A 26,663-nucleotide genomic window follows, 5' to 3' on the forward strand; every position below is an offset into this window, starting at 1 on the left:
GACGGCAGCCCCCTCCTTAGTGGAAAAAGTATCACTAATCGAACCGATTGGGCCCATGAAGGTACCCTATGTGGGAAAAAGTATCACTAATCCGGCTGAAATCAGCCTCAGCGAATTAGTTTTACTTTTTCCACTTAGCTTACGTTCTCCTATACAGCTTCAAGGTTCAATGATAGATATGGGGACGAAAAAATCCACAAAATCAAGGCACAACTTCCGGCTCGGTGCCCTCCCCCTTTACAGGGAGCATTACTGTCCGTAAATAACGTGCAGCAGCACGTGCTTCCCTCAGCCGAAGGTCTATGCCTTCTGCTTCTTTTTGGGCGCCAAACAGGCGGTCATTATGCTGCAGCCCCTTGCTGCCTTCTTGCTCAGCCAACAGACGGTACTCCCGCAGCAGCTCCAATCCGGCATCGGCGCTCTGGAGCGCCCCTGAGCTCATCCCCGGCCTTCAGTTTCCGTACACTCATATCCAGCATTCCTTCGGCTGCTTCTACCCGTTTGACTACATTAAAAACATCGAGCGCTTCGCCTTTGCGCACCCGGTACAGAGCCGTTCCCGGATGATTTCCGCGCATGGCCCGTTTAGCGAGTTCCCAGTTCAAAGCGGCATCTTCCGGAGTATAGCCCAGAGCCTTCCGGAGCAGGGCGCTTCCCTCCGGCTCCGGAAGCATCCGGGATAAGGCCGCAGCGGCCTTCGGCTGACGGGGGTTCCACTGCAGGGATTGCCGCAGCAGGGGTATCCTCTCTTCGCTGTGGGAAGCACCTGCCGCCTGCTTATATAACGACTCCCCTTTCATCATTTGAAAAGACAACACGGACAGCGCCAGAGTGACGCCGCAGAGCAGCGTAACTACTGAAACTCTCAGCAGCCGATGCTGCACTGCAAAAGGTACCAGCCGCCCGGGGCCGCCAGTGATGGGCGGCGACTTGGCAGATATGGGGCGTACCGGTGAGTTGTCTGGGGCAGCGTGGTGAAGTTTCTCGGCACGGGCAAGCGCCGGCAGCAGGAACAGCAGCAGCCAGACAAGGCCGTAGCTCCAGTCAAAATCGACGGCGCTATGCAGGGCAAGCGCCAGCAGGGGCGGCAGCAGCCTTGGCGCCCCTGCCGCCACCAGCCATCCTGCGGCCAACAGGAACAGCAGGATTACCGCAAGGCCGGCGCCTCCCAGGTTCAGCAGGAGGTCCAGGTAGCCGCTGTGCACCTGGCTGCCCACGTAGGGGCGGGACTGGGCGGCGAGATACGTGCTCCGCCAAGTCCCGCCCCCGCGCCCCAGCCAGGGCGCTTCTGCCGCGAGCTTCCAGGCATCGCGGTAGAACAGGCCGCGAGCGGCGACCGTCGATGACGGTCCGGTGATCCGCTCGCTCACCTGCAAGAGGACGGCGCTGCCCGCAGCCGTCCAGAGTGCCGCCGCCAGAGCTGCCCTGGCGGCAAGCCATCCGCCTGCCGTGCCAGTCCGGCGGCGGCACAGCCAGGCGCCGCCAAGCAGCGCGGCGCCCACAGTCCGGCCAGCAGAAGCAGGCCGGACACCGGCTCTACCGCCAGCCCGGTCCGGGCCAGCTGGCGGTAAAGCCATGCCGCGGCGGCCACAGGCGCGGCACCGGCAAGCAGAAGCGGCATGCAAAGCTGCCGCTTCCAGAGCAGGGCCGCGGCAGAGGCCAAGGCCGCGGCCAGCCACGCGCCGCGCGACTCGCTGAGCAGCAGCGCGGCAGCGCAGGGGAAAAGCGGCAGCATGCGCAGCAGCTGCAGCCCTCCTGCGCTGCTGTACAGCCCGCGCAACTTTCTAATCCTCTTCTTGCCGCTCTGCTCCCGCTCAATAATCCTGTGCGCAATGCCCCGCTCCCTCTGCATGTTTCTCTGCCCGCTAGTCCCCGTCTTGCTACTCCACTCCCGCTCAATAATCCTGTGCGCAATGCCCCGCTCCCTCTGCATGTTTCTCTGCTCGCTAGTCCCCGTCTTGCTACTCCACTCCCACTCAATAATCCTGTGCGCAATGCCCCGCTCCCTCTGCATGTTTCTCCGCTGACTCTTCCCCGTCTTGCCGCTCCACCCCCACTCGATAATCCTGTGCGCAATCCGCTCTCTCTGCATGCATCTCCGCCCGCTAGTACCGTTCTTCCCGCTCTTCTCCTTACTTCCAGCGCCACGTTCTGCCGCCCGGGACTGTACCCGCTGCACATGGAACGCAGCGGCAAACAGCCGCTCCAGCAGGAATACAGCCATGACCGCCCCAAAAGTATTCGGATACTGCAGCAGGCCAGCCAGTCTGGCGCCTGTGGCGCTGACTTCAGGCGCTGCGGTGTATGCTACCGCATAGGGGAGCTTCAGCTGAGCGCATACTGCAAGCAATGCGCTTAAGCTGAGGGTCATTCCCGTCACATGCCAAATTGCCGCAAGAAGCCGAGCACCCTGGCGGTCAGCCGCACAGACATAGGCCAGTAGGGCAAAAGTGGCATAAAATGCCCAGCGCAGCAGCTCATCTGTTGTCTCTTGAGCAGACACAGGACCACGCAGACCCGCCAATGCGTATAAGACAAAGATCGCCAACGGGCAGCCCAGCAGGATCAGAGCCGGCTTATTCACCACATGGATCATAAGGACATGATCCCTTCTTTCATCATTGAGCAATGCAGATACTGCCTGGCCCCAGGCGCAAAAAATCCCGCACAGTACCAGCCACACTGTGAGAACCGGATAGATCTCTCCGGCAAAAAACATCCCCCTCAGCAGGGAAGCTGCCATGACCGCAGCGAATACTGCGCCTGTACAAGCGAAGACCAGCGCTTTTTTCTGGCTGTCCTGGTTATTCAATCTCATTCGGATTTCCCCTATATGAGTCAAGTTACCTCTAGTATTTCCAGAATATGCATAAACCAAAAGGCAGCACAAACAGGACGAACCTGCTCCCGCGGGGAAACGGCCGTCCTGTCATGGCATTAATGATTCATTGTATGAGAGATTAGCCCTGCACTGTGCCTTCACCCGGCAGCAGATCAGTGCAGACGCGCTCCAGATACGGCTTCGCACCGAGAAAATCACGGAATGCGCTGTATTCGCGCCATTTGGCGGTATTGTCTCCGCTTGCGCCTTTGACGGCGCGGATCAAAATGTTCTTCGGGGTATGCTCCATATCAATGAACTCCAGCAGCTGTGTGCGGTATCCCATGAGGTCGAGCAGCTTCGCCCGGATCGCATCGGTCGCGAGGGCTGAGAAGCGCTCCTTCAGGATGCCATGCGACAGCAGCGGATTCAGCACCCCGCTTTCGATCTGGGCAAACAGCTCATGCTGGCAGCAGGGAACAGACAGAATCACTGAGGCACCCCAGCGGACCGCTTTTTCCAATGCTGCATCGGTTGCAGTGTCGCAGGCATGAAGCGTTACGACCATATCCACCTGCTCCAGCTCGTTGTAATCCGCGATATCCCCCACCAGGAAACGGAGTTTGCCATAGCCGAGCTTGGCCGCAAGCGCGCTGCAGTGCTCAATCACATCGGCTTTGAGATCAAGCCCGACAATATTCAGCTCCCGCTGCTCGCGAATGGCCAGGTAGTGATACAGCGCAAAGGTCAAATAAGATTTGCCACAGCCAAAATCCACAATGGTCAGCGGACGGCCGGTTGGCAGATCGGCCAGCACATCCTCTACCATCTCCAGGAAACGGTTGATCTGACGGAACTTATCGTACTTCTTGGCCAGCACCTTTCCCTCGCTGTTCATAATGCCCAGTTCAACCAGAAACGGCACCGGCTCGCCTTCATCCAGCACATACCGCTTGCGGCGGTTATGGGCCAGATTGGGCGCCTCCTGCTTGCTCGGTGATTTGGTCAGGATGGATACCTTATACTTTTTACTGATCAGCACTTGATAATCAGCCTCGATGGTACAGAGCAGCCCCTGACGGAACTTCTCTCTAAACAGCGACATTAATTCCGCCGCCGCAGACTCCGCCGGAATATTGCGGTGCTCGACCTTGGGACCGGTATAGTAGGCAAACTGGTAATGCAGCTTGCCCTTTAATTCAACGGGCTTCACCTGCACCTTGGTGTAGGTGGTTTCACCCTTGCTTCGCAGCTGGCTAAGAGTTGCCGTAATCAGTGTACGGCCGCTCATGACTTGTTCAATCAAAGCATCTAAAGATTCCACAGGGTACATCTCACTTTCGCCAAATAGAAGATAATTTATAGTATGATACTTAAGGTCTGCACGCATTCTATTGCACTTTATGCAGCAGATGTCCGATAAATCGGCTGTAAAACGGGATCTGTTGCAATCTCTGCAGTAGAATCCCCTGGAAAAGTTGTTTTTGGCCTAAAATCCGGTAATAGATTGCACGAAATGCAGTAGAATATGATTCATCTCTGAACCTTGGGCAATTCTATTGCAGAATGTACAGTCTTGCAACAATTTCTCTGTTGTGATCTGACGTGAATGCTACGGATTATAAGTTCAATCTATATAGTATAGCATTTTTTCGGTTACAAAATAGCAGTCCGCGCAAGGCATCATTACTGTCTGACAGCAGCTGTAAGTCTTTCCCATTCTTTCAGGCCATCTCTGACCTCTTGTTCGGGAAGACCGCCGAGCTCCAGTTCTTCCGGGCTTTTCAGCAGCAGCCGGCTGTACAGTTCTTTGCCTTCCTGGACAACATCCTGTCCTTGTTCCCACAGCCTGTAGAGGCTGTCTTCCGCCTTGGCATAGCGCCCGAGCGATTCCATGTAGGACAGCAGCAGCCGCTCTGTTTTTGCCGGCAGACTGTATGCCTGGGTTTCTCTTAAAAGCTCGTCGATATCAGCGGGCATTTGCAGCAATGCACGGTCAGCACCATGCAGATCAGCATACAAAAACAGATGAAGTGACCTCATAGCTCTGAACAGCCCCGCGTCCTTGTCTCCCGCCGCTGTATAGATGGCTCCTTCCTCCTTAAGCAGCCGGGCCACACCCTGGAGCTTATCAGATTCCACAACGCCCCCCAGCAGATACATATCAATAATATCCTCTACGGATAATGAATTCAGCAGCCGGGAATTCAGGCGGAAATGCCGGATCAGCAGCTCATCAACCTCCCACAGGGCTTCGGTTGTCTTTTTCTCCTGCTTAAGCGTCATTACCTTGGCGACCATTGCGGTCATGTCCTCAATCATCCGCACGATGTAATCTCTCCGGAACATATTGCACACTCCTTCCATAGCTGCAGCGCCTGGACTGCAAATCTTCCTCCAGCGGCCAGTTTTTAAGACTGCCCTTGGGATTCATCTTAAACCATTACACCGCTTAGCGCTACTTGGCAAGCCGGAGCCATGCAGCAGCTCGTCGCAGCGATTGTCTGTTGACAGTTCTGCACAGGATGGACTACACTGCAGTAATACGATCTGTAATCCAGATTGAACTAAATTACAGTACGACCTGCTTCCAGATAGGAGGATTTACAGATGAATGAAGATAAGGAATATCAAGCTTCCGTCCAGCGCCAGCCTCTGAAGGTGTCCCCCGAACAGGAAAAGCTGCTGGAAAGTGCACTGCGGATCAAGATCATGCATCTGCTGGCTGCAGAGCCCCTGACCTCCAAGCAAGTTGCCGAAAAGCTGGAGAAGACACCGGGGAATGTCCATTATCATATCAGCAAGCTGTTTGAAGGCGGCCTGCTGGAGCTTGTCCGGACAGAGGCTGCCGGAGGCATTATCCAGAAATTTTACCGTTCAAAGGCCACCTGGTTCCGTACGGAAAATTTCAGCGGTTTTCAATTCCGGGCGGAGGATCAGGTGGACCATTTCACTACAAGACTGACCTTATCCCCGGAAGAGCTGGAGAGCTTCCGGCGGGAGATGATGGATTTCATTTCCTCCTGGGAATCCAGGGTTACCTTGGGGACTGAATATGGCGTTAACATCGTCATCGGACACTTAAGGACTCCCGAGCCGGAGGTGAACCCTTAGAGATGATGCCTGCAAGCACTTCTGAATCAGGCAAAACCAATCCGTTCCGCGGGTTTGCCGCACCTTTTGCCAAATCGCGGGCGTTCCCCTTTTTGTGGCTGGGACATCTGATTTCTTTCCTCGGAAGCTCAGTGACCATGGTTATTCTCCCCGTCCTGGTCTATTCCCTGACCGGATCTACGACAACCATGGGTGTCGTAATGGCTGTCTACATGCTTCCCAACATCCTTATGCTGCCGGTCTCCGGACACATTGTAGACCGCTATGACCGGGTGGGAATCATGATGCTGGCCGATATTTTCCGCGCCTTAATCATGCTTGCTACGGCCGTGCTGGCCTTGACCGGACTGCTCAGCATTCCGTTATTGCTGGTATTAATCGGCTGCTACGGCCTGCTTGACGGCCTCTTCCAACCGGCATATGCGGCGGTCCGGGCTACAGTATTTACACCGGACATCCGGGTCACGGCAAACTCGGTAACCCAAATAACCACACAGACCGTCCGTTTGATCGGTCCTGCTCTCGGCGGGCTGCTTATCACTCATCTGTCGGCAGGAATCGGCTTTGGACTTGATGCCTTTACGTATGTGTTCTCATTCATATGCTTGATCTATTTGCGCAGAGCGCTTATTGCCAGAGTGCGGGCTGATGCATCCGGCACGGCTGGGTCCATGGCCGCTCCGTCCCCCTCAACCGGCTGGAAGCAGGATTTCATGGAGGGGCTTGCTGTGCTGCGCAGTCATCCCTGGCTCTGGATCACCATTCTTGCGTTTTCATTTATTAATATCTGTTATGGCGGAATTACGAGCATTCTGGTGCCGTGGCTGTTTAAAGTCCATCATGGCTGGGCCCCCTACCTCTACGGGCTTGCTGTCACTTGTTCCGGTGCCGGAGCCATCCTTGCCGGACTGATCTTCGGGGCCCGGCAGAGATGGAGCCGCCGCGGCCTGATGGCTTATGGCGGAGCTTTTATCAGCGGGGTGTCCCTCCTTCTCCTTCCCTTCGTTCCCAGCGCGGCGGGTGCTGTGATTCTTTTCTCCCTGGAGGGCTTCGGGCTCATGGTATTCATGCTGATCTGGGAGATCAGCATGCAGGAGCTGGTGCCGCAGGAAGCATTCGGGCGTGTAGCAAGCCTTGATCTCCTGGGCTCCTTCGCCCTGCTGCCGGTCGGCTATATTCTGGTCGGCTGGCTGGCCGATCTGATCGGCGGTGTAGCAACCATTGCCATCTTTTCGGGGCTGGGCATGGCCTGCATTGCGCTCGTGCTGAGCATTCCGGCTATCCGCAATTTCCAGTAATATAGCATTAGGCAGCCGTTTTGTATTTCAGTTTAGCGTTGCCTGGAGAACCGTTAACTAATTCAGCTCATTTCGCTCCTTACGCAGTCATACGACCCAATTAAGTTTCCTTTTTCCACTTAAATCTCACAATTATTGATTTTGGGGTGAAATAAGTTTACTTTTTCCAACTATATAAGTTGAACTATAGTTTATCATTGTGGGGTATGGTCGTAATAAAAAGAAGCAGCCCCGTTCCGTCGGGTGCTGCCTCTTTAGGGTTTCCCCTGCAGGATCTTGCCCCGCATAGGGTCTCTGATTATTTGCGCACAGCCGCATGCACATAGTCCTTGATGATTTCGGCCAAACGTTCAGGTGCTTCGTACATGCTCATATGCCCTACCCCGGATATAGTTGCCTGGGTGACATTTGGCTTGTTCGAGGTAAATGTCTGCTCCGGGGTCACCTTGCTGTCCTCTGCACCGGCTACGAGCAGCACCGGCAGCGCCGTAGCTGAGATCACGTCGCGGCGGTCAGGACGCTCACGCATCGCCATTGCGGCTCCGACTGCCCCTTGCGGAGGCGTTCTGTAACCAATTTCCTTCGTGCGTTCGAGAAGCTGCGGAGCAGCGCCCGGTGCAAACAGGCCCGGTACCAGCCCATCCACAAAAGCGAAGATTCCTTCATTCTGAATCTTGCTGACACTTTTCAGACGGTTCTCCCTGGCTTCCCCGCTGTCCGGATAACCGGTAGAGTGAATCAGACCGAATCCCTTCAGACGGGAGGCGTGGCGCTGGGCAAAGGAAAGCGTGATATAGCCGCCAAGGGAATGACCCAGCAGATAACACTCTGGAATCTCCAGCGCTTCAAGCAGGGACAACACATCATCAGCCATCTGATCTATGCTGTACGCCCCGAGTGGAGCATCCGAGACGCCATGGCCCCGTAAATCCGGAGCGATTACCCGGTAATTGCCGCTCAAGAGCGGAATTACCTGCTCCCAGTAGCTGGAGCTTCCACAGAAGCCGTGCAGCAGTACAATAACGTCACCTGTGCCTTGATCACTGTAACAAATATTGCTTCCCTCACAACGAACAATTTCCATGGCAGCTTCCCCTCTTTCTATGTAGTAGTCAAACCCGGCCCGCAGACAACTGGACGCCCCGTGGTCTGAGACGGTTTGCTTGTCTTAATTATTTAAGCTATTTCTTCAATCTTGAAACGCTTTCCCGGTCTCCATCCCGAAACCGGCCGCCGCAGCCAGCGCTATCTGTTTGGCCATTACCATCACTCTGTGCAGGGGAGTACTTTGCAGCGTCCGGTATGGCCGTGGTCCATAGACATCTACAATAGCCGCCAGGCTGTAATGCCCCACTGCCGGAAGGTTCAGCCCCACCGATTGTGCCGGCCGCAGCGGCTCATCAGCCGTCAGGAAATAGCCAAGGGAAGCCGGAGGGCCCAGACAGGCGTCAACGGCAATAACAATCTGCCCGGCAGGAATCTCCGCGATCCGTGCCTCCAAATTATCTGCGTCGCACGGAGAAGGCATTGTCCCGCTTACATGCGGAAAGCCTTGCTCCAAGAGCTGGCTGCCGGTCAGCGGCCCAAGCGCATCACCTGTGGACCGGTCTGTGCCGATGCACAGAAACGTGATCTGCTCCGGCGGATGCTGGGACGCGATCTCCCGGAAGAAGAATATCAGCCCGGAAGCATCCCTTTTCTTGCGTTTTCTGCTTTCCTGCTCCCTGATTGCCAATGTCCTTGCCTCCTTCTGTTTTTTATAGCCCATGTATTGTTTTTAATTTAACAGATATCACCGAAATGGACAAAACAATGGTGTTTGCGCCCTCAAACATGTTAGAATGTTTGAATTAATAATATAGAGAGGACTGTTAAACCCAATGGATTTATCGCAGCCAACCCAGGAAAATGTTGAATATATGATCGAGGGCATTAAAAGCAAGCTGAAGATGGCGAGTGCGGCAGCTATGCAGGCCTCTGCCTTTTCAGTGAAGAATTACGAGGACATTCTTGATATTTATGAAGTCGCGATGGGCAGTGACAGGCTGAGCATTTCCCAGGTGGAAGCACTGGTCTCCGAGCTTGGACGCCTGCGGGACAAATAAACAGGAATACACACGGACAGGAGCCCCATCCTGACATCCACCGGCTAACGGATGTTTGGATGGGGCTCTCTTTTGACTCGTCCGCTCTGGAAACTATGGAAGATCAATCAATATGAACTCCGCGTTGCTGTCACTGCCCGTTCCTTTAAGGTGCAGATCACAGCTCTTGCGGATGCGGGCCGCATCGCCCGGCTCTAGCTGGAATACTCCGTCCGAGCAAGCAATCTCCAGATGGCCGGAGATGAGATAGATATGCGTCCGCCTGTCTTCACGCTGCTGGTATTTCAGTTCCCGGCTCCGCTCCAGAGAAGACAGGTAGACGGTTACATTCTCATTGATCTCCAGCGCACCCTCTTCCCCTTTTCCTGATGCTACAGGCAAAAGAGTATTGGTCTTATGCTCTGCCGGATAGAACTTTGCATCCCATTTGGGCTGCCGCCCCGGCTGATCCGGGAGCAGCCATATTTGCAGAAACCGGGCATGCTCACTGTCTGACGGGTTCGTTTCCGAATGATTGATCCCCGTCCCCGCGCTCATAACCTGGACACTCCCCCCTTGCAGTTCTGCATGATTGCCGAGATCATCCTGATGCTTCAGCACCCCTGAGACTACATAAGTAATAATCTCCAGATCATGATGCGGATGCTCATGCATGCCTTGCCCGGGGCTAAGCTCATTGTCGTTATGGGCCAGCAAGGCTCCAAAGTGCGCATTGCTCGGGTCATCATAATCGGCAAAAGAAAAGCTGAACTCACTGTGTATCCATTCTCTATTCGAAGTATGGCGCTCTGCTGATGTAATGACTTTGATCATAATCATTTGCACCTCCAATGATGTAGGAACCTTATCCTTACTTCAGGGTATGGCCGCTTCTTAATTGATTGTTGTTTTAGGCGCTGTAATTATGTATTTTTTACCCGCATCCCTTCCAGGTCAATCAGCATTATTTACTAAATAGTTCCATGTCAAAAAACCGCCTTGCGGGGAACTGCAGCTCCCCGCAAGGCGGCTAATTATTGATGTGTACCGTCTATCCGCCTGGCCCCGGTCAGCCTTTCATCGCACCTGCAGTCAGGCCGTCAATCAGGAACCGCTGCAGAAATATGAAGAGCAGTGTTACCGGGAGAGCAACCAGAACCGCGCCTGCTGCGAACAGGGTGAACTCGGTGGAATTGCTCTGATTCACCATGCGGAACAGGCCAACAGCAAGCGTCCTCTTCTCCTCTGTGCGCAGAATAAGGTCAGCGAATATAAAGTCCACAAAGCAGCCGTTAAAGATCATCAGACTGGCATAGGTGAGCATTGGCTTCGACAGCGGCATCATGATGGAGAGGAACACTTTCATGTGGCTCGCCCCGTCTATCCGCGCGGCATCCTCCAGGCTTTTCGGGATGGTGTCAAAGAAGCCTTTGGCTACAAAAACGTTCGTAATTATTGAGCCGCTGCTATATACAAGCACAAGGGCCCAGTGGGAATTCAGCAGCCCCAGGGTGTTCAGCAGCACGTAAATGGCAATCATCGCCATGAACCCCGGGAACATTTGCAGTACCAAAAACGCCGTCAGCATGCTTTTTCTGCCCGCAAAACGATACCGGGATATAGCATAAGAGGCCAGCAGCAAAAGCGATGTGCCAATCAGTGTCGAGAGTGCTGCAACTTTGAGTGTGTTCAGGAACCACTGCAGATACTTGGTCTGCTCAAACAATTCCTGGTAATGAACTAAGGTCATCCTGCGCGGAATCAAGGTGTCGCTGAACAGGCTGTTTCCCGTCTTGAACGAGGACATCACAATCCAAAAAGCGGGGAACAGGCTGATGCAGCTAAGCAGAATCAGCAAGGCATAGCTGCCAATCGTTTTTGCGGCTTCCTCCGGTTTCCGGTTCATGTAATCATGTCCTCCTCTTTATAGGATCGTGTCCGGCGGTAGCTCCAGATGGAGAATGTGGCGACCAGCAGGAAGATGATAATTCCGATGACGGAAGCGAAGCTGTACTGCGATTGGTTCAGCGCCAATTTATACAGCCAGGTCACGAGCAGATCGGTATCGCCCGCATACTGATAATGGGGATTGACCGGCTCTCCGTTAGTCATAAGATAGATCACGTTAAAGCTGTTGATATTGCCTGCGAATTGCATAATGAGAATGGGGGCGGTTGCAAAGAGCACCATGGGCAATGTAATCATCCGGAACTTATGCGCCGATCCGGCACCATCTACTTCGGCTGCCTCATACAAGTCCCGCGGTATGGTCGTCAGCACCCCGAAGGCAAGGATCATCGTAACCGGAATGCCGATCCACATGTTGGCCAGTATAACGGTGACTTTAGCCCAGAACGGGTCTGTCAGCCAAGGCAGGCCGTTCAGCCCAATCATCCCCAGATATTTATTGACCGGTCCGAACTGGTTGTTGAACATGTTGCGCATCACGAGCAGCGAGATCATATTGGGAATGGCGAAAGGCACGATCAGCAGAGTCCGCCACAGCTTTTTGAAGCGGACACGCGGCTGGTGAATGAGCACAGCGACAAGGACCCCTCCGATGTAAGTCGTTACCGTGGCAATCACCGCCCAGCACAAGGTCCATGTCAGAATACCGCCAAAAGTGGTGCTCCATACATCCAGACTCAGCATCTTCTTAAAGTTGCCGAAGCCGACCCAGTCCACCAGATTAGCCGGGGGCAGAATCGGGTCCGCATAGTTTGTAAACGCCAGGAGGACCGAGAATACAAGCGGCAGGATCGTCAGAAAAACTATAGCGGTTAAGGGGATGGCCAGCACCAGATAGGCAAAATGTCTGCGGCCCATATACTTAAGCGATTGGCCAAAGGACCGGATCTGCTCCTGTCTCGCCCGCGCAGCTCCAACCATGAAGGCATCTCTGATATTCAGCAGATAAAATCCGCAGTACAAGAACAGCGCAAGCAGGGCCATCAGGCCGTTAATCATCATAAAAATGGAGTGGTCGCCCTCTACCATCCGGGTCATCTTACCCACCTTGACCATGCGGCTTGGCAGCTCGCCTAGTGTAATCAGTCCGCGCAGATGGCCGGTCAAACCATGGGTCATGAAATAGAACCAGGCCATACCTGTCACCAGGAACGCCAGCCCTTTCAACCACTGCCTATTGTACATCTGGCCCAGGCCCGGGATTACAGCCGAAAGCACCGCTGCGCCTGTTTTTTTTGGCATAAGTCAAACCACCTGTCCTTTATTTCGACTCCAGATCGGACTGAATCGTCTTAACCGTCTGATCCATAGTCTGCTTGACATCAAGACCCGGATCATTCCACAAGGACACAAATGCGGCCTTCAAGGGTTCCCATACGGCGTTGATTTCTGATATGGCAGGCATTGGCACAGAGTGTTGGAACTGCTCAAAGAACCCGAGGGTAATGGGGTCATTTTTGATTTCTTGTGATTCTCCGGCTTCAATGCTTGCAGGGATCGCTCCGGTCATTTTATAATTTTTAAGCTGATTGTCCTTGCTGCTGGCAAAATGTGCGAATAACCGGGCAGCAACGGGATAAGCGGTATAAGAGTTAACATAATAGGATTTGACGCCAGAAAAAGATATCATTTCCTCTCCGTCCGGTCCTTTTGGAAGCGGTACCACACCGAAGTTGACATGATCCTTGAACGACCCTGTGGACCACGGACCGTCAATGTTCATGGCAAGTTTCCCTTCCTGGAACAGCTGGGTTTTTACGTCAAAGGTGATATCTCCCGCATTCAGCGGCAGGATTTTTTTCAGGCTCTGGAGAAAGGTGAACCCTTTGATTGTTCCTTCATTATTCAAACCGATATCCTGCGGATTGCTATTGCCGTCGCCGAAAATATAGCCGCCGAAGCTGCCGATAAACGGATACGTATAATACCCGACAAATTCCCACATGACTGCAAATTTGTTTTCTTTCGGTTTGTTGTACGTATTGGCAAAAGCTATAATATCATCCCAGGTCTTGGGGGCCTCAGGAACCAGATCCTTATTATAAAACAGCGCATAAGTCTCTACCGACTTGGGATAACCGTACAGAACCCCATCATAGGATGATGCCTGCACCGCTGTCTCCACCATGCTTGCTTTCGTTTCCTCCTCAAACACATCATTGGGCAACAGCAGACCGGCTTTGACGGCCTGGCTGATCTGGTCATGCGGAAGGGTCAGCACATCGGCTGCAAGCTTGGATGGACCATCGGTAGCCAGCCGTCCCCCTGATCGCCGCCCGCCAATTCCTCAACGGTGACGGGGACACCGTATTTTTTTTCAAAATCGGCGGCAACCCCCTTCATATACTCAAGCTGCTCCTTGGCTTCCCAAACCATCAGCTTTGCTCCCTGTTCCGGCTCCATTTCCGGATCGGCGGTATTCTCTGGAGCAGAAGTTTCGGCGGTCTGGTTGTTCCCGCCCTTCGGGCTGGAGGCGGTCTTCGGGCTGTCTGAGCTGCAGGCTGTGGCCGTCATAACCAGAAGCATACATAGAACTACCATCAATGATACCGCATTCATTTTGGAACGCTTAAATCTCTTCATGTACTCATCTCCCCTGTGATTACTCATTGAACAAACCTGTCTCTCATACAAAATTCAGGCAAATAAAAAAGGCACAACCCCTTTTGCACAAAGTGCCGAGGTTGTACCCTTACAGGTAACATTGCCTTTAATTTAGTGTATTAATGAATTTCCAAGTTTGTTTGCCATCATTTTATAATAACCGGAAATTCGAATGCAAGCGCTTTATTTTAAAAAACCCTCCGTTTTCCCAAGCTTTCCGTATTGTTTTCTTCTGATTTTGGCCATTATCTAAGTATATCTCCATTTTTCTACCCTCCCGGCTTAATAAAAATAAGACGCTTGCCATAACCGGAAAACATGTGTTATGATGCAGGAAAATTTAAAGGCAATGAAACCGAAAGGGTTCAACCTCCACAATTGTGAGGTTGAACCTTTTTTTACGTTTGCTGCCGCGAAGGGATGATGTGGGTATGATTCACCTGGAAAGCGTTTATCACCGGATGGGCCAGAACTGGTCCTATGCCTACGATGAAACTGTAATCCATATTCGCCTCCGGACGAAACGGGACGATGTATCACGGGTAGTTTTGATTTGCGGGGACAAATACGGCTGGGACAGAACCCATTCCGAATATGCGATGGAACATCTGTCCAGCGATAATTTGTTCGATTACTGGCAGGCTGCCGTTCGGCCGCCTCACCGCCGGCTGGCCTATTATTTTGCGCTGCACCAAGACGGAAATACAGTATATTTTCTGGAAAAGGGGTTTCTGGAACATCCTCCTGAAATTATCTATGAAGGCTTATTTGACTTTCCAATACTGAGTCCTGAAGATGTGCACCGGCCGCCCGCTTGGGTGAAGGATGCTGTTTTTTATCAGATATTCCCGGAACGTTTCGCGAACGGGGACCCTTCCAATGATCCCGAAGGCGTACTTGAATGGGGGGCACACCGAGCCCGACGAATTTTTTTGGCGGAGACCTGCAAGGCGTGCTGGAGCATTTGGATTATTTGTGCGAACTTGGCATTAACGCCATATATTTTAACCCGCTCTTCGCGGCAACCACCAACCACAAATACGACACCGCAGATTATTTAAGAATAGACCCCCATTTCGGGACAAATGAACTGCTGAAAGAACTTGTGGATGCTTGCCATGCGAAGGGAATCCGTGTGCTGCTGGACGGCGTATTTAACCATTGCGGCCATACCTTCCCCCCGTTTATGGATGTGCTGGAGAACGGGCGTGCTTCGCGTTATGCTGACTGGTTTCATGTGAAAGAGTGGCCTCCCGGCGTAAACGGAGGAATCCCCACCTATGATACCTTCGCCTTTGAGCCGATTATGCCTAAATTTAACACAGCGAATCCGGAAGTCAGGGAATATCTGCTGAAGGTCGGCCGCTACTGGATTCAGGAAATCGGTGTAGACGGATGGCGCCTGGATGTCGCCAATGAGGTTTCCCATCAATTCTGGCGTGATTTCCGCACTATGGTTAAACAGATCAATCCCGATGCTTATCTCGTTGGAGAAATCATGCATGATTCCTTGCCATGGCTGCTCGGAGACCAGTTCGACGCCGTAATGAATTATCAGCTGACGAACATGCTGCTGAACTTTTTTGCCCGTGGGCAGACCGGTGCCGGGCAGTTCTCGCGGTCGGTCGGAACTTTACTGGCCAATTATCCGCAGCAGATTACGGAAGTCTCCTTTAATTTGCTGGACAGCCACGATACCGTACGTTTCCTGACCCTGTGCGGCGGGGATATCCGGCGTCTGAAACTGGCCTTTCTGTTCCTGATGACCTATCAGGGCACGCCTTGTATTTATTACGGAGATGAAATCGGCATGGATGGGGAGTATGATCCACACAACCGGAAATGCATGGAATGGGACCCCCGGAAACAGAATCAGGACCTTCTGGAGTATTACCGCTGGGCCATCCGGCTGCGTAAATCGAACTCCGCATTCCGCGGCAGTGCGATTAAGTTTCTTGAACACCCGGAGCACCCGGAGCTGCTTGTTTATGAACGGTGGGATGAGCACGACCGTTTCCTGGTAATCATGAATAACTCCGAACTTCCCATAGACGCCCACATTTCAGCGCTTAAATTAGAAAGCACCTGGATCAATCTGGAGCTCCAGCAGCCGGCAGACATCTGGGAACGGGGACAGCTCCAGCTGCCCGCCTACGGATATATGATTCTCCGCGAGACTTAAGGATAGGCAATTCATTTCAAGTGGTTTGTAAAGTTTCAAATATCTTAATTTTTACGGCATATAACCAATAAAATTCACTCATGCTTCCATATGCTGCGGCAATCTTTCCCATGCTTTTTTGCTGTTTCAGCCCATTCACCCACGTTTATATACGAAGTAAGAACCTTCAGGCCACCCTGATATCCAGATGACGGCCCTGGTCATTACCTGCAGCCGAGACGCTGGACTACAATAATCCAATGAGGAGTGATTGGAATGAATAAAGCAGAAACGGAATATCCGGTAGAGAGTGGAAGCACATTTTTCAAAGGAGTTTTTATCGGAGGTTTGATTGGTGCTGCTGCAGCATTGCTGTTCGCTCCCAAGCCGGGCCGTGAAATGCGCAGTGACTTGTCGGAAAAATTCTCAACCGCTACGGACAAAACCAAAGAGGTTGCCGGTGTCGTAACGGATAAAACCAAATCGATTGCTGCTACTGTTGGGGAAAAGGCTACGGACCTTGCCAGCACTGTGTCGGCCAAAGCTTCGGATATTTTCACCACAGTCAACGACAGCAAACAGCAAATAGCCGCCACTTTATCGGAAACGGGTAAAAAAATCGGTGATACCGTAGGGAACGCGTCGGCTGATGTCGCCTCTGACGTAAAAGACGCTTCCAAAGATGTTGCCGAAGAAGCTTCCGCTTCTTCCAAGGATATAGCGGATACGGCAAATGATGCCAAAGAGGAAGTTAAAGCCTCTTATAAATCCTCTTACTAATCTGTGGTGACCCGGGGCTTGATCTAAACGCAGGGAACAGCCAGCTCACTAGCAGCTGGCTGTTGTTATGTGAAAGATGGCTTCTTACTGGCAAATGAGGCTTAATTCCCTTATTAAAGTCCGGTTACGGGCTATAGAAAGCAGGTATGCCTTATGGGAGATGCGGGCGGCAACACGAAAAGGTACGAAGTGGAAGAGCATCCCTTCGAGCTGAGGCATGAGGTTAAACGGTTGAATGCCCGGCTTGATAAAATTGCTGATTCCCTGGAAAAATCGGAATTCAAGGATATCCTTGAAAACTATACCAACCCCAAAAAACGGATTATTACCAATCTTATGGCAGGCATATCCCGTGGTCTGGGACTCTCGCTTGGCACCTTTGTGATTCTCGGCTTACTGGGCTATATTCTCAGCCTGTTCCTGAATGTGCCGGTGATCGGAGAATATCTTGGTGAAATCAAAAAATATATTGATGCCAATAGCTGATCCCTCCCGGGATCAGCACCATCCGCTTATACATTTGCTGCACCCAAACCAAAAGGACATGCCCTATTCCCGGCCGGGAAGGGCATGTCCTTTTGGTTACAAGACTTATACAGGCTTATACGCGCATATCTATATCAATAGGATGAATTCGCCATGATCTGCTTCAGCTTTTCTGTAGCCCGTTTTTGAATCCGCGATACGCTCATTTGCGACACTCCAAGCTTCTGGGCAATGGCACGCTGTGACTGGCCATCCTGGAAAGCCAGCAGCAGCACCTGCTGCTCCTGTTCTTTCAGTTGTCCCAGAGCCTGCTGCAGGTCCATTCGCTTCTCCACGGTCTCATAATCATCGGCTTCAGAGCTGATGAGTTCCCCAAGCGTAGCACCTGTCTCCTCTTGAGAAAGTGGGGAATCCAGGGATACGTAATGGTAACACTCTCTTCCGGCCAGGACTTCGACTGTTTCTTCTACGGTAAGATCAAGATAATGGGCAATTTCCTCAACTGCAGGAGAACGTTCCAATCTGATGGTTAGCTCATCAATGGCCTGCTGAACAAGGGCACCCTTCTCTTTGATCCTTCTAGGAACCTGTATGTACCAGGATTTGTCGCGCAGAAAATTTTTCATATGCCCGATCATGCTTTTCATAGCATAAGGCTCAAACGGAATTCCCAGGCTGATGTCATATTGCTGCAGCAGTCTAATCAGCGCCATTTGGCCTACCTGATACAGATCTTCATAAAGGTCAGGACGGTTGCGGGCAATCTTCCCGGCAGCCATCTTCACCATCGGTTCATATTTCCGGATCAAAGCTGTTGCAATTTCATTATCTTTGGTCTGCTGGTATTCCCAGATCAGACTTACCGCTTCGTTCATGGACTCAGGGGGAGTCACTTTTTCGTTCATACCTTCTCCTCGCTGAAATTAAGCCGTTTGGTCAGGGTTACGACTGTCCCTCTTCCTGCTTCGCTCACAACGCTAACGTCATCCATGAGCGCTTGCATTAGGTAAAATCCCAGCCCGCCTACCTGAACATCATTCAGCTCTTTGTCATGCAGCGTCATGCGTTCACCGGACGCATCCATACCGTCAAAGCTCTCCCCTCATCTTTGACCGTGATGGACAAGGCACTTGATCCAACTTCAAAGATTACGTCAACCAAACCGTCTTCCTGACCGTAGGCATAGAGTACAGAATTGTTACAGGCTTCCGATACAGCTACTTTCATATCTTCAATGTCCTCATAAGTAAAACCCATCTTGGAGGCAATGCCATATAAATTCAATCTGACGATATCGACATATTCTGCGCTTGCGGGTAACTGAAGAACTACTTTTTGCACGTCATCACTCATCCTTAGTTCGATCCTTTCCTAGTGGGAATTCTCTTGGGGGCAAAAAACTTGGAGATGCCTGTCATATCAAATAATTTCTGTATTTGCGGCGGAACTTCTTCGACCGAAAACTTAACGTCCATTCCATGTCTTGCTTTTAAAATCGAGAGCAGAATCCCAATCCCTGTGCTGTCGATATATCTCAATTCCTTCAGATTAATCACAAGATCAAGCCCAGTGTCCCCTACGAGCGGTTCCATAACCAGACGAAAATCGGGAGCAACCGACAAATCGAGCTCTCCGATTAAATAAACCGTGCTTACATTGTCTTCAGTTTCAGTTCTTGTGTGGAACTTTTCGCTTTTATTTGTATTCATAGACAATCTCTCCTGATAAATGTTTTCTTTACCAATAACCCTAAAGCTGTACCCTTGAAACAAAAAGCGCGCCATTGACACACTGGTACTTATTGGATTATGCCTTAAAAAGAGTGGTATTCCGCTGTGTTGCCGGATGATCCTCACTAGTATAACGTGAAATAATCTGCTGAACACTGCTCATCTTCAAAGGCTTGCTAATGTACCCGTCCATTCCCGCAGCCGAACAGCGGTTTTGGACTCCTTCCATTACATTTGCTGTCATTGCGATAATGACGGCTTTGGTGGCGTTATGGCCTGAACCCTGCCGAATTTTGGAGGTCGCCGTTAGGCCATCCATCACCGGCATCTGCAGGTCCATAAAAATAAAATCGTAATCCTCATGAAGCGACCGCTCCACTGCCTGCTGTCCATCCTCTGCCACTGTGGATTCATACCCCAGCTTGTCCAGCATACTGACCATCAGACGCTGATTGATGGGATGATCATCCACTACCAGCACCTTTTTGCGCCATTGCTGACCGGATATACCGCCAGGATGTTCTTCTTCCTGAAGGTTTTTCCCAAGCTCGTCTTCGGAAACGGCAGTCTTAATCGTAAAAACAAAGGTTGCACCTTTTTCCTCCATGGATTCCACGCGGATTTCACCGCCCATCATCCCTACCAAAGATTTGCAAATGGCCAGTCCCAGACCTGTTCCGCCATATTTGCGGGTCATCGAGGAATCCAGCTGGGAGAAAGGCTGGAACAGCCGGTCACATTTCTCCGGAGAGATTCCGATGCCGGTATCCTTGATGGTAAACTCGACCGTTAATTTATTATCTTCCGAAGGAACGCTGGAAGCAACAAGGTAAACCCCGCCATGGTTGGTGAATTTAACCGCATTAGCCACCAGATTGATTAATACCTGACGCAAACGGGCCATATCCCCGTAAATCAGCCTGGGCAGCTTCTGGTCGATGAAATAGGCCAATTCGAGATTTTTTTTGCCGGCTTCTGCAGAAAATAAGCTAAACACCTCCTGGATAGTGGTCTGCAGCTCAAATAACTGCTCCTCCATTTCCATCTTACCTGATTCCATTTTGGTGAAATCAAGAATATCGTTAATGACGGTGATCAGGGTATCGGCACTTTTACGGATAATTTCCGTGTACTCTTTCTGCTCAGGGGCAAGCTCTGTTTCCATAAGCAGATCAATCATGCCCACTACACCGTTCATAGGCGTCCGGATCTCATGGCTCATCATGGCAAGGAACTCCGTTTTGGCCTTAGCGGCAATTTCCGCCTCTTCCTTGGCCCTGGTCAGCTCCCCGTTTATCCTCTCCAGCTCCTGCGTCTTTTGCTGCAGAAGCATAGTCTGCATCTGATGTTTCTTGGTCGTAAGGTACATATCAACGAAGCCTTCAATTTTGGATTTCAGAATCTGGGGAATGAAGGGCTTGACCATATAATCAATCGCGCCAGCAGAATATCCCGCGAACAGATGCTCCGCCTCTTTGCTGTTAGCTGAGATAAAGATAATCGGAATATCCTTCGTTTTCTCTCTGGCTTTGATTAATTTGGCGGTTTCAATTCCATCCATACCCGGCATCTGTACGTCCAGTACAATCACTGCAAATTCATGCTTTAATAAACACCGCAGTGCTTCTTCACCGGAATTGGCTTTGACAAGCGTATAATGCTGGCTTTCAAGCACTGCTTCCAGCGCCAGCAGATTCTCAGGACGGTCATCGACAAGCAGTATATGAATCGGTTCTTGAACCCCCATTGGCCCCTCCTAACCCGCTATTTATTCTTGCGGTATATTTTTTCTACTCTATCCAAGGGCTCGTAGCTGTCGCTGTACCTGGTGAAATGAATAGACTCCTTGGAACCGAGTACCAGGACTCCGAAACGGCTTAGGCTCTCATGGAACAGTCCGTGAACGTGATCTCTAAGCCCGTCGTTGAAATAGATCATGACATTACGGCAGAAAATTACATTGAATTCATTAAACGATGTATCTGTCGCCAAATTATGCTCTGCAAAAATAATATTCTTGCGCAAATAAGGCTGGAGAATCACTGAGTTATATTTCGCTGTATAGTATTCAGAGAACGCGCGGGTACCGCCCGCTTCCATGTAGTTCTTGGTATACTGCCTCATCTTGCTGATTTCGTATACGCCTTCCTTGGCCTGCTGCAGTGAGCGTGCGTTCATGTCTGTGGCATAGATGCGCGCTTTGTCATACAGCCCTTCCTCATGCAGCAGGATGGCCATGGAGTATACTTCTTCTCCGGTGGAGCATCCGGCATGCCAGATCCGGATATAAGGGTAAGTCCGAAGCAGCGGGATGACCTTCTGGCGGAAGGTCAGAAAAAGTCCGGGGTCCCGGAACATCTCCGTCACCGGTATGGACAGGCTGTATACAAACCGCTCAAAGCAGGCACGGTCATGCAGCACCTTCTCCTGCAGTGCGGATATCGTCGGCACATTCTCCGCATGTACGTGATGCCAGATGCGGCGTTTCAGGGAAGGCAGCGCATAGTTCCTGAAGTCATATCCATAGAAGCGGTGTACACCGCTGAGAAGCAGTTCTATCTCGATCTGCTCCAGCTCCTGTCTGGTGGCGGTCTGGATCATTTGCTCTTCGTACCCGCGTTCCATCGCTGTCATTATTATCAAGGCTCCCTTGCTCCTGACGTATTACCGGCCCGGTGATATTTTATACTGTAATCCTATTACCCCAAAAGCAGGCTTACGAATACAACCACACACGCATTAGCGAAAGAAGCTGTTCCGTACTGATAGGTTTCTTCATATAATCGGAGGCACCGGCTTCAATACACTTGGCGCGGTCTTCTTTCATCGCCTTGGCTGTAAGCGCAATAATCGGCAGCTTCTGGTATTGCGGCATCTGCCTGATCCGGCGCATCGCCTCGTATCCATCCATCTCCGGCATCATCATATCCATCAGCACCAGATCGAAGTCCTCCTGCTCGACCAGCATGTCCAGCGCCTCCCGGCCGTTCTCCGCAAATTTCACTTCCATATGGTAACCTTCCAGTACGCTGGACAGAGCGAATACGTTGCGGATATCGTCATCGACCAGCAATATCTTCTTACCGTCGAAGAGCTCTTCTTTATTGTGCAGCTTTTGCAGGATTTTACGCTTGTCTTCAGGCAGATTGGCTTCCACACGATGCAGGAACAATGTGGTTTCATCCAGCAGCCTTTCCGGAGAACGCACATCTTTAATGATAATCGATTCTGCATATTTTCGCAGCCTGGTCTCTTCCTTGCTGTCCAGATCCTTGCCGGTATAGATAATAATCGGCAGATCATTTAGCTCTTCATCATCACGGATCTGGTCCAGCAGCTCGAAACCGGTCATATCATCCAGCATCAGATCCAGAACCATACAGTCGTATTTTTGCTTGCGCAGTTCTGCCAGCGCTTCATGGCCGGTGGAGACTGCGGTGATGGCCACATCATCATGTCCGATAAGCTCCATAATGGAACGGCGCTGAATATCGTCATCCTCAACAATCAGCAAATGCTTCAAAGTGCTGGCTGTATAGCTCTCAATCTGCGAGAACGCCCGCTCCAGCGCTTCCCTGGTAGAAGGTTTTCTTAAGTAAGCCATTGCCCCCATCATCAGTCCCTGCTTCACTTCATCATTCACAGAAATGACATGAACAGGAATATGCCGGGTCTGCGAAGAGCCCTTGAGCTCCCGGAGAATGGCCCAGCCATCCATAACCGGCAGCTGAATATCAAGAATAATGGCGTCCGGCAGATACGTTGTAGCCATGTTCAGACCGGTATCCCCCTGGAGAGCCACCAGACCTTTGAACCCGCGGCTCCGGGCCATATCGAGCAGAATTTTGGCGAACTTCTCATCATCTTCAATAATCAGGAGAACCTTGTCCTTGGAAGACAAATCCTCACGGTCATCCTCTACAACTACAGGTTCCAGCGGTGCTGGCGAAGCTTCCTGAGTATAGTCCTCCCCCGGCCGCTATCATAATCAGGCACAGCATAAGCCTCTTGGGCGGCTGCAGCCTGAACTGCACCTGGAAGCAGGCTGTAATGGCCTTTAACCGGCAGGTACAAGGTGAAAATGCTGCCTTGGCCTTCGCGCGAATCCAGTCCAATGGCTCCCCCCATCAGCCGGGCAAGCTCACGGCTGATGGACAAGCCCAGTCCTGTACCGCCATATTTGCGGCTGGTCGTTCCATCCACCTGCTGGAAAGCTTCAAAGACAATATCCGTCTTATCCGCAGGGATGCCAATCCCGCTATCCTTCACGGAAAGCGCAATATAATCGTACTCATGCGGAAGAAAGGCAGGCAGCTGTTCCTTATCTGCGGCACTCACCGAAAATTCCACAAAGCCCTCACTAGTAAACTTGAAGGCGTTGGACAGCAGATTCCGCAGAATTTGTTTCAGGCGGTGGCTGTCCGTATAAATCACATCCGGCAGCGGCTCGTCGAATAAAAGGCGCAGAGACAACCCTTTTTTGGCAGCCTGCGGTGCAAAATTCTGCTTCACAAAGGTTTTCAGATCGGTCAGCGGTACTTCTTCGTAGTTCAATTCCATTTTGCCGGCGTCCACCTTGGACAGATCGAGAATCTCATCGATCATTTTGAGCAGGTCCGCACCGGACATATAGATGGTATGTGCAAACTCCACCTGCTTCTCTGTCAGATTCCCTTCCTTGTTCTCTGTAAGCAGTTGGGATAGAATCAGCAGACTGTTCAACGGAGTGCGAAGCTCATGGGACATATTGGCCAGGAACTCGGATTTATATTTACTGGTCACTGCAAGCTGCATCGCCTGCTTCTCCAACTGGCGGCGGGCATGCTCGATTTCATCCTTCTTCTCCTCAACCTCTTGGACCTGATCCTCCAGGGCCCGGGTCTTGGCGACCAGCTCGGTATTGTAGTGCTCCAGTTCTTCCTGCTGGCGCTGCAGCAAATCTTCGGAACGTCTGAGCGCATCCGTCTGCTCCTCCAGATTTTCGTTGGAGCGGCGGAGCTCTTCCTGCTGTGTCTGCAGTTCCTCCGACTGGCACTGCAATTCTTCTGTAAGCGCCTGGGATTCGCGCAGCAGCTCTTCCACCACAAGCCGCCGGCTGATATTATTCAGAATCACACCCAGGTTGTTCGCAAGCTGATGCAGCAATTCATTCTGCAAGTTGCTGAGTGGCGTAAAGGAAGCAAATTCCACAACCCCCATCAACTCATCTTCAAAGAGCACCGGATAAATCAGAATATGATCCGGGTGCGAACCTCCAAATCCGGATGTAACCGAAACGTAGTCCTCCGGAGCGTTGGCCAGCTTGATCGGCTTTTTGTCCAGCGCGCTTTGCCCCACAAGACCCTGGCCGATTTCAAAGCTGTCCTTAGGCTTCCCGCCTGCTTCACCTGCATAATAGGCACTGCTGGAGAGCAGGTTCGGATTGTTCTGATCCTTCAGATAGATCGCCCCGTATTCGGCCCCGAGTACAGGAGTGAATTCACTGATAAAGGTCTGCGATACCTGCTCCAGCGAGCTGACTCCGCGCAGCAGTTCCGTCACACGGGCAATATTCGCATTCAGCCAGGCCTGATCGCTTTGCGCCTGCGCATAAGCCTTCTCCATCTCCTGCTTCTGTTCGAGATCCCCCGCCATGTTCTGAAACACCCGGGCGACCTCCCCAATCTCATCCTTGGAGGTAACCTTGATCCGGCGGATAGCCCTCATTTTGCCATTGCCAAAGCTTCTTATCATCATGGAAACAACATTAAGACCGCGTGTAATGCTCGGAATTACCCACAAAACGACTCCAAGCCCCAGCAGCAGCCCCACAATCATAATTAAGGTCACCATTTGAATAGACCGCTCATAAGCAGCCTGAGCTTTGCTGTTTTCCTCGGTCATTCTGAAGGCGTTGTAATCCGAGAGGGCATTCAGGCTGTCCAGCACCTCATTCTGAATCTTCTGCCCCTCCGAATTCCGGTAGGCATTCGCATTCTGAAAATAGCCGGCGGAGAGCATATCAAGCGCTTTGTTCTGATAAGTCATATAAGCGGTGTACGCCGCTTTAATCCGGGTCAGCAATTGCATTTCTTCCGCTGTTTCCGTCGACTCCTCTATCGCCTTCAAGTATCCCTCGGCTTTTTTTTCTTTGGCATTAATCTCGTTTTTTTGGGATTCGACCGAGAGCTGGTCGGCATTCAGCATAGATGTCGTGAGAATGCGCGCCATGTCGTTAACTTCCCCCGGAGTCCCGAGGAGGAGCGGCCCTTGCTGTATCTGTCCTGAAAGCTGTCCAGCTGGCTGCTCATATAATTGAGCCGATCGTATCCGATAAAGGTCAGCGCCAGCATAATGGCGAGTATTGCACTGAAGCCGATCAGCAGTTTTGCCTTTATTTTCATTCCGGATCTGTTCCTTTCTTCAGCGAAATCCATACTAAGCATTTATCATCGTCCCGCTCCTGATTAGGAGCCTCATTGAAGAAAGCAGCACGCATTGGCTCTTCCAGCCATTCATGTCCCCCATTCAAATGAGAGGTCATAAATTCCAGCTGTTCTTCCTGGCCGCCCTCGGCCATTTCCAGCAACCCGTCCGTATACAGCACCAAGTGGCCTTCATCCTCAAAGGTCAGGGTCTGCGGCTGGATCTCAATACTGTCGAATAAGCCCACCGGATGGCAGTTGCTCTCCAGTAAAACCGGTTTGGCGGCTCCCCCTTCAAAGAAGAGCCCGGGCGGGTGTCCGGCATTCACGTAGTCAATGCGTTTCAGCCGGGTATCGATGACAAGATAGATCGCGGTAAAATAATACTGCACCAGCTGCTTCTCGATATACAGCTGATTAAAACGCCGGTTCAGCTCCTGAATGACTTTCTCCGGCTGCACATAAGTGGTTACGGTATCCTTGAGAACAGAGGCCAAAAACATGCAGAACAGTGACGAGGAAATCCCATGTCCCATCATATCCAGCAGAATAACGGCATACCGTCCATCCCCCAGGGGATACCAGGCATACAAGTCCCCCGCGAGTTCAAATGACGGCTGATAAATGGCATGGACTTCAAACGCCTCATCCTTCAGCGGCAGACTGAGAACCGCATTCTGCACCAGGGCGGCCAGCTTCAGCTCATCCTGTATCCGCTGATCCCGCTCCACATGCCAATCCTTCTCGCGTTTCAGGCGCAGCGCCAGCCGGATACGCGCCATCAGCTCAACCTTGTTAATCGGCTTGGTCACATAGTCCACAGCACCGGCGTCCAGCGCCTCCGCTAATTTTTTGGAATCGCCGACGGCGGTAACCATGATAATCGGGATATCCCGCAGATGCTCATGCTGCTGGACAACCCGGCAGGCCTCAATCCCATCCATCTCCGGCATCATCATATCCAGCAGAATCAAATCTATATCGGACTGTCTGGAACGCTTCTCGTCATTTCCTGATCCGATACCCAGCAGTTTGAGCATTTCTTTGGCAGAAGCTGCCGTTATAAAATTCCGGTAATTCTCTTTTTTAGAATTTCACGGATAATGATTACGTTGGTCGGATTATCGTCTACGATCAAAATTCTCAATCTTCTTCACCCCGCACATATAGTGTGTCAACGTAAAATTCAGCAATAGTCCATTCTATCATACGA

The 26,663-nt window shown here is 51.6% G+C and carries 21 protein-coding genes and 4 pseudogenes; 6 read left to right on the top strand and 19 right to left on the bottom strand.

Features of this window, described 5'->3' with window-relative positions:
* Window positions 1-202 precede the first annotated feature (202 nt).
* The 5 genes from JI735_RS04275 to JI735_RS04290 all read right to left on the bottom strand — a co-directional run bounded on the left by JI735_RS04275 (window position 203) and on the right by JI735_RS04290 (window position 5,170).
* Window positions 203-379: a hypothetical protein gene (locus JI735_RS04275; RefSeq protein ID WP_202677098.1), complete on the bottom strand. Its 177-nt coding sequence runs from the start codon at window positions 377-379 to the stop codon at window positions 203-205.
* Complete coding sequence (locus tag JI735_RS04280; protein ID WP_233476449.1) at window positions 372-1,472, bottom strand: O-antigen ligase family protein; 1,101 nt, start codon at window positions 1,470-1,472, stop codon at window positions 372-374. The genes JI735_RS04275 and JI735_RS04280 overlap by 8 nt, the downstream gene beginning before the upstream one ends.
* Complete coding sequence (locus JI735_RS35285; RefSeq protein ID WP_233476242.1) at window positions 1,367-2,818, bottom strand: hypothetical protein; 1,452 nt, start codon at window positions 2,816-2,818, stop codon at window positions 1,367-1,369. The genes JI735_RS04280 and JI735_RS35285 overlap by 106 nt, the downstream gene beginning before the upstream one ends.
* 142 nt (window positions 2,819-2,960) lie before the next feature.
* Window positions 2,961-4,154, bottom strand: a complete 1,194-nt coding sequence (locus JI735_RS04285; protein ID WP_039838395.1) for a class I SAM-dependent methyltransferase — start codon at window positions 4,152-4,154, stop codon at window positions 2,961-2,963.
* Window positions 4,155-4,507: 353 nt separating this feature from the next.
* Complete coding sequence (locus tag JI735_RS04290) at window positions 4,508-5,170, bottom strand: DUF6483 family protein (protein WP_039838396.1); 663 nt, start codon at window positions 5,168-5,170, stop codon at window positions 4,508-4,510.
* Between the two features lie 261 nt (window positions 5,171-5,431).
* On the opposite strand from JI735_RS04290, the gene JI735_RS04295 reads away from it, so the two are divergent.
* Window positions 5,432-5,935, top strand: a complete 504-nt coding sequence (locus JI735_RS04295) for an ArsR/SmtB family transcription factor (protein ID WP_051052202.1) — start codon at window positions 5,432-5,434, stop codon at window positions 5,933-5,935.
* A gap of 5 nt (window positions 5,936-5,940) precedes the next feature.
* Window positions 5,941-7,233 (top strand): MFS transporter, encoded by a 1,293-nt coding sequence (locus JI735_RS04300; RefSeq protein ID WP_167330847.1) that lies wholly within the window; start codon window positions 5,941-5,943, stop codon window positions 7,231-7,233.
* A 298-nt stretch (window positions 7,234-7,531) separates the two neighbouring features.
* Here the strand turns inward: JI735_RS04300 and JI735_RS04305 are convergent, their stop codons facing one another.
* Entirely contained in the window at window positions 7,532-8,317 is a 786-nt protein-coding gene (locus JI735_RS04305; RefSeq protein ID WP_039838398.1) for an alpha/beta fold hydrolase, read from the bottom strand.
* 105 nt (window positions 8,318-8,422) lie between these two features.
* Window positions 8,423-8,968: a spore protease YyaC gene (yyaC, locus tag JI735_RS04310; RefSeq protein WP_020426841.1), complete on the bottom strand. Its 546-nt coding sequence runs from the start codon at window positions 8,966-8,968 to the stop codon at window positions 8,423-8,425.
* Window positions 8,969-9,113: 145 nt separating this feature from the next.
* On the opposite strand from yyaC, the gene JI735_RS04315 reads away from it, so the two are divergent.
* Window positions 9,114-9,338: a DUF1128 family protein gene (locus tag JI735_RS04315; RefSeq protein ID WP_020426842.1), complete on the top strand. Its 225-nt coding sequence runs from the start codon at window positions 9,114-9,116 to the stop codon at window positions 9,336-9,338.
* 93 nt (window positions 9,339-9,431) lie between these two features.
* Here the strand turns inward: JI735_RS04315 and JI735_RS04320 are convergent, their stop codons facing one another.
* The 5 genes from JI735_RS04320 to JI735_RS35290 all read right to left on the bottom strand — a co-directional run bounded on the left by JI735_RS04320 (window position 9,432) and on the right by JI735_RS35290 (window position 13,868).
* Complete coding sequence (locus JI735_RS04320) at window positions 9,432-10,157, bottom strand: pirin family protein (protein WP_233184769.1); 726 nt, start codon at window positions 10,155-10,157, stop codon at window positions 9,432-9,434.
* Between the two features lie 229 nt (window positions 10,158-10,386).
* A complete protein-coding gene (locus JI735_RS04325; protein WP_039838399.1) occupies window positions 10,387-11,223 on the bottom strand; it encodes a sugar ABC transporter permease in 837 nt (278 codons plus the stop codon).
* The gene (locus JI735_RS04330) at window positions 11,220-12,527 is read right to left on the bottom strand and encodes a sugar ABC transporter permease (protein ID WP_039838400.1); all 1,308 of its coding nucleotides are present in this window, start codon (window positions 12,525-12,527) and stop codon (window positions 11,220-11,222) included. The genes JI735_RS04325 and JI735_RS04330 overlap by 4 nt, the downstream gene beginning before the upstream one ends.
* A gap of 19 nt (window positions 12,528-12,546) precedes the next feature.
* A complete protein-coding gene (locus JI735_RS04335) occupies window positions 12,547-13,506 on the bottom strand; it encodes a sugar ABC transporter substrate-binding protein (protein WP_233476243.1) in 960 nt (319 codons plus the stop codon).
* On the bottom strand, window positions 13,500-13,868 hold the full coding sequence (locus JI735_RS35290; RefSeq protein ID WP_233476244.1) for a hypothetical protein: 369 nt from the start codon (window positions 13,866-13,868) through the stop codon (window positions 13,500-13,502). The genes JI735_RS04335 and JI735_RS35290 overlap by 7 nt, the downstream gene beginning before the upstream one ends.
* Before the next feature lie 452 nt (window positions 13,869-14,320).
* Here JI735_RS35290 and JI735_RS04340 point away from each other — a divergent pair.
* The 3 genes and pseudogenes from JI735_RS04340 (at window position 14,321) to JI735_RS04350 (ending at window position 17,316) form a co-directional block, all read left to right on the top strand.
* Window positions 14,321-16,071: pseudogene (locus JI735_RS04340) on the top strand (alpha-glycosidase).
* A 255-nt stretch (window positions 16,072-16,326) separates the two neighbouring features.
* Window positions 16,327-16,830 carry a YtxH domain-containing protein gene (locus JI735_RS04345; RefSeq protein WP_039838402.1) on the top strand — a complete coding sequence of 168 codons (504 nt, stop codon included), beginning with the start codon at window positions 16,327-16,329 and terminating at the stop codon, window positions 16,828-16,830.
* Between the two features lie 153 nt (window positions 16,831-16,983).
* The gene (locus JI735_RS04350) at window positions 16,984-17,316 is read left to right on the top strand and encodes a DUF5665 domain-containing protein (protein WP_039838403.1); all 333 of its coding nucleotides are present in this window, start codon (window positions 16,984-16,986) and stop codon (window positions 17,314-17,316) included.
* A 134-nt stretch (window positions 17,317-17,450) separates the two neighbouring features.
* Here JI735_RS04350 and JI735_RS04355 read toward each other — a convergent pair whose 3' ends face one another.
* From JI735_RS04355 to JI735_RS04385, 7 genes and pseudogenes are all read right to left on the bottom strand, one after another.
* Complete coding sequence (locus JI735_RS04355; RefSeq protein ID WP_039838404.1) at window positions 17,451-18,221, bottom strand: sigma-70 family RNA polymerase sigma factor; 771 nt, start codon at window positions 18,219-18,221, stop codon at window positions 17,451-17,453.
* A pseudogene (gene rsbW, locus JI735_RS04360) lies at window positions 18,218-18,669 on the bottom strand (anti-sigma B factor RsbW). Before rsbW ends, JI735_RS04355 begins: the two are co-directional and overlap by 4 nt.
* 2 nt (window positions 18,670-18,671) lie before the next feature.
* Complete coding sequence (locus JI735_RS04365; protein WP_202677100.1) at window positions 18,672-19,025, bottom strand: STAS domain-containing protein; 354 nt, start codon at window positions 19,023-19,025, stop codon at window positions 18,672-18,674.
* 97 nt (window positions 19,026-19,122) lie between these two features.
* Window positions 19,123-20,793, bottom strand: a complete 1,671-nt coding sequence (locus JI735_RS04370) for a response regulator (RefSeq protein WP_051052206.1) — start codon at window positions 20,791-20,793, stop codon at window positions 19,123-19,125.
* Window positions 20,794-20,810: 17 nt separating this feature from the next.
* Window positions 20,811-21,680 (bottom strand): CheR family methyltransferase, encoded by an 870-nt coding sequence (locus tag JI735_RS04375; protein WP_039838408.1) that lies wholly within the window; start codon window positions 21,678-21,680, stop codon window positions 20,811-20,813.
* 82 nt (window positions 21,681-21,762) lie between these two features.
* Window positions 21,763-25,429 (bottom strand): annotated as a pseudogene (locus JI735_RS04380) (response regulator).
* Window positions 25,426-26,597: pseudogene (locus JI735_RS04385) on the bottom strand (SpoIIE family protein phosphatase). Before JI735_RS04385 ends, JI735_RS04380 begins: the two co-directional pseudogenes overlap by 4 nt.
* Between the last annotated feature and the right edge of the window lie 66 nt (window positions 26,598-26,663).

The organism is Paenibacillus sonchi (assembly GCF_016772475.1).
GTDB lineage: Bacteria > Bacillota > Bacilli > Paenibacillales > Paenibacillaceae > Paenibacillus_AQ > Paenibacillus_AQ sonchi.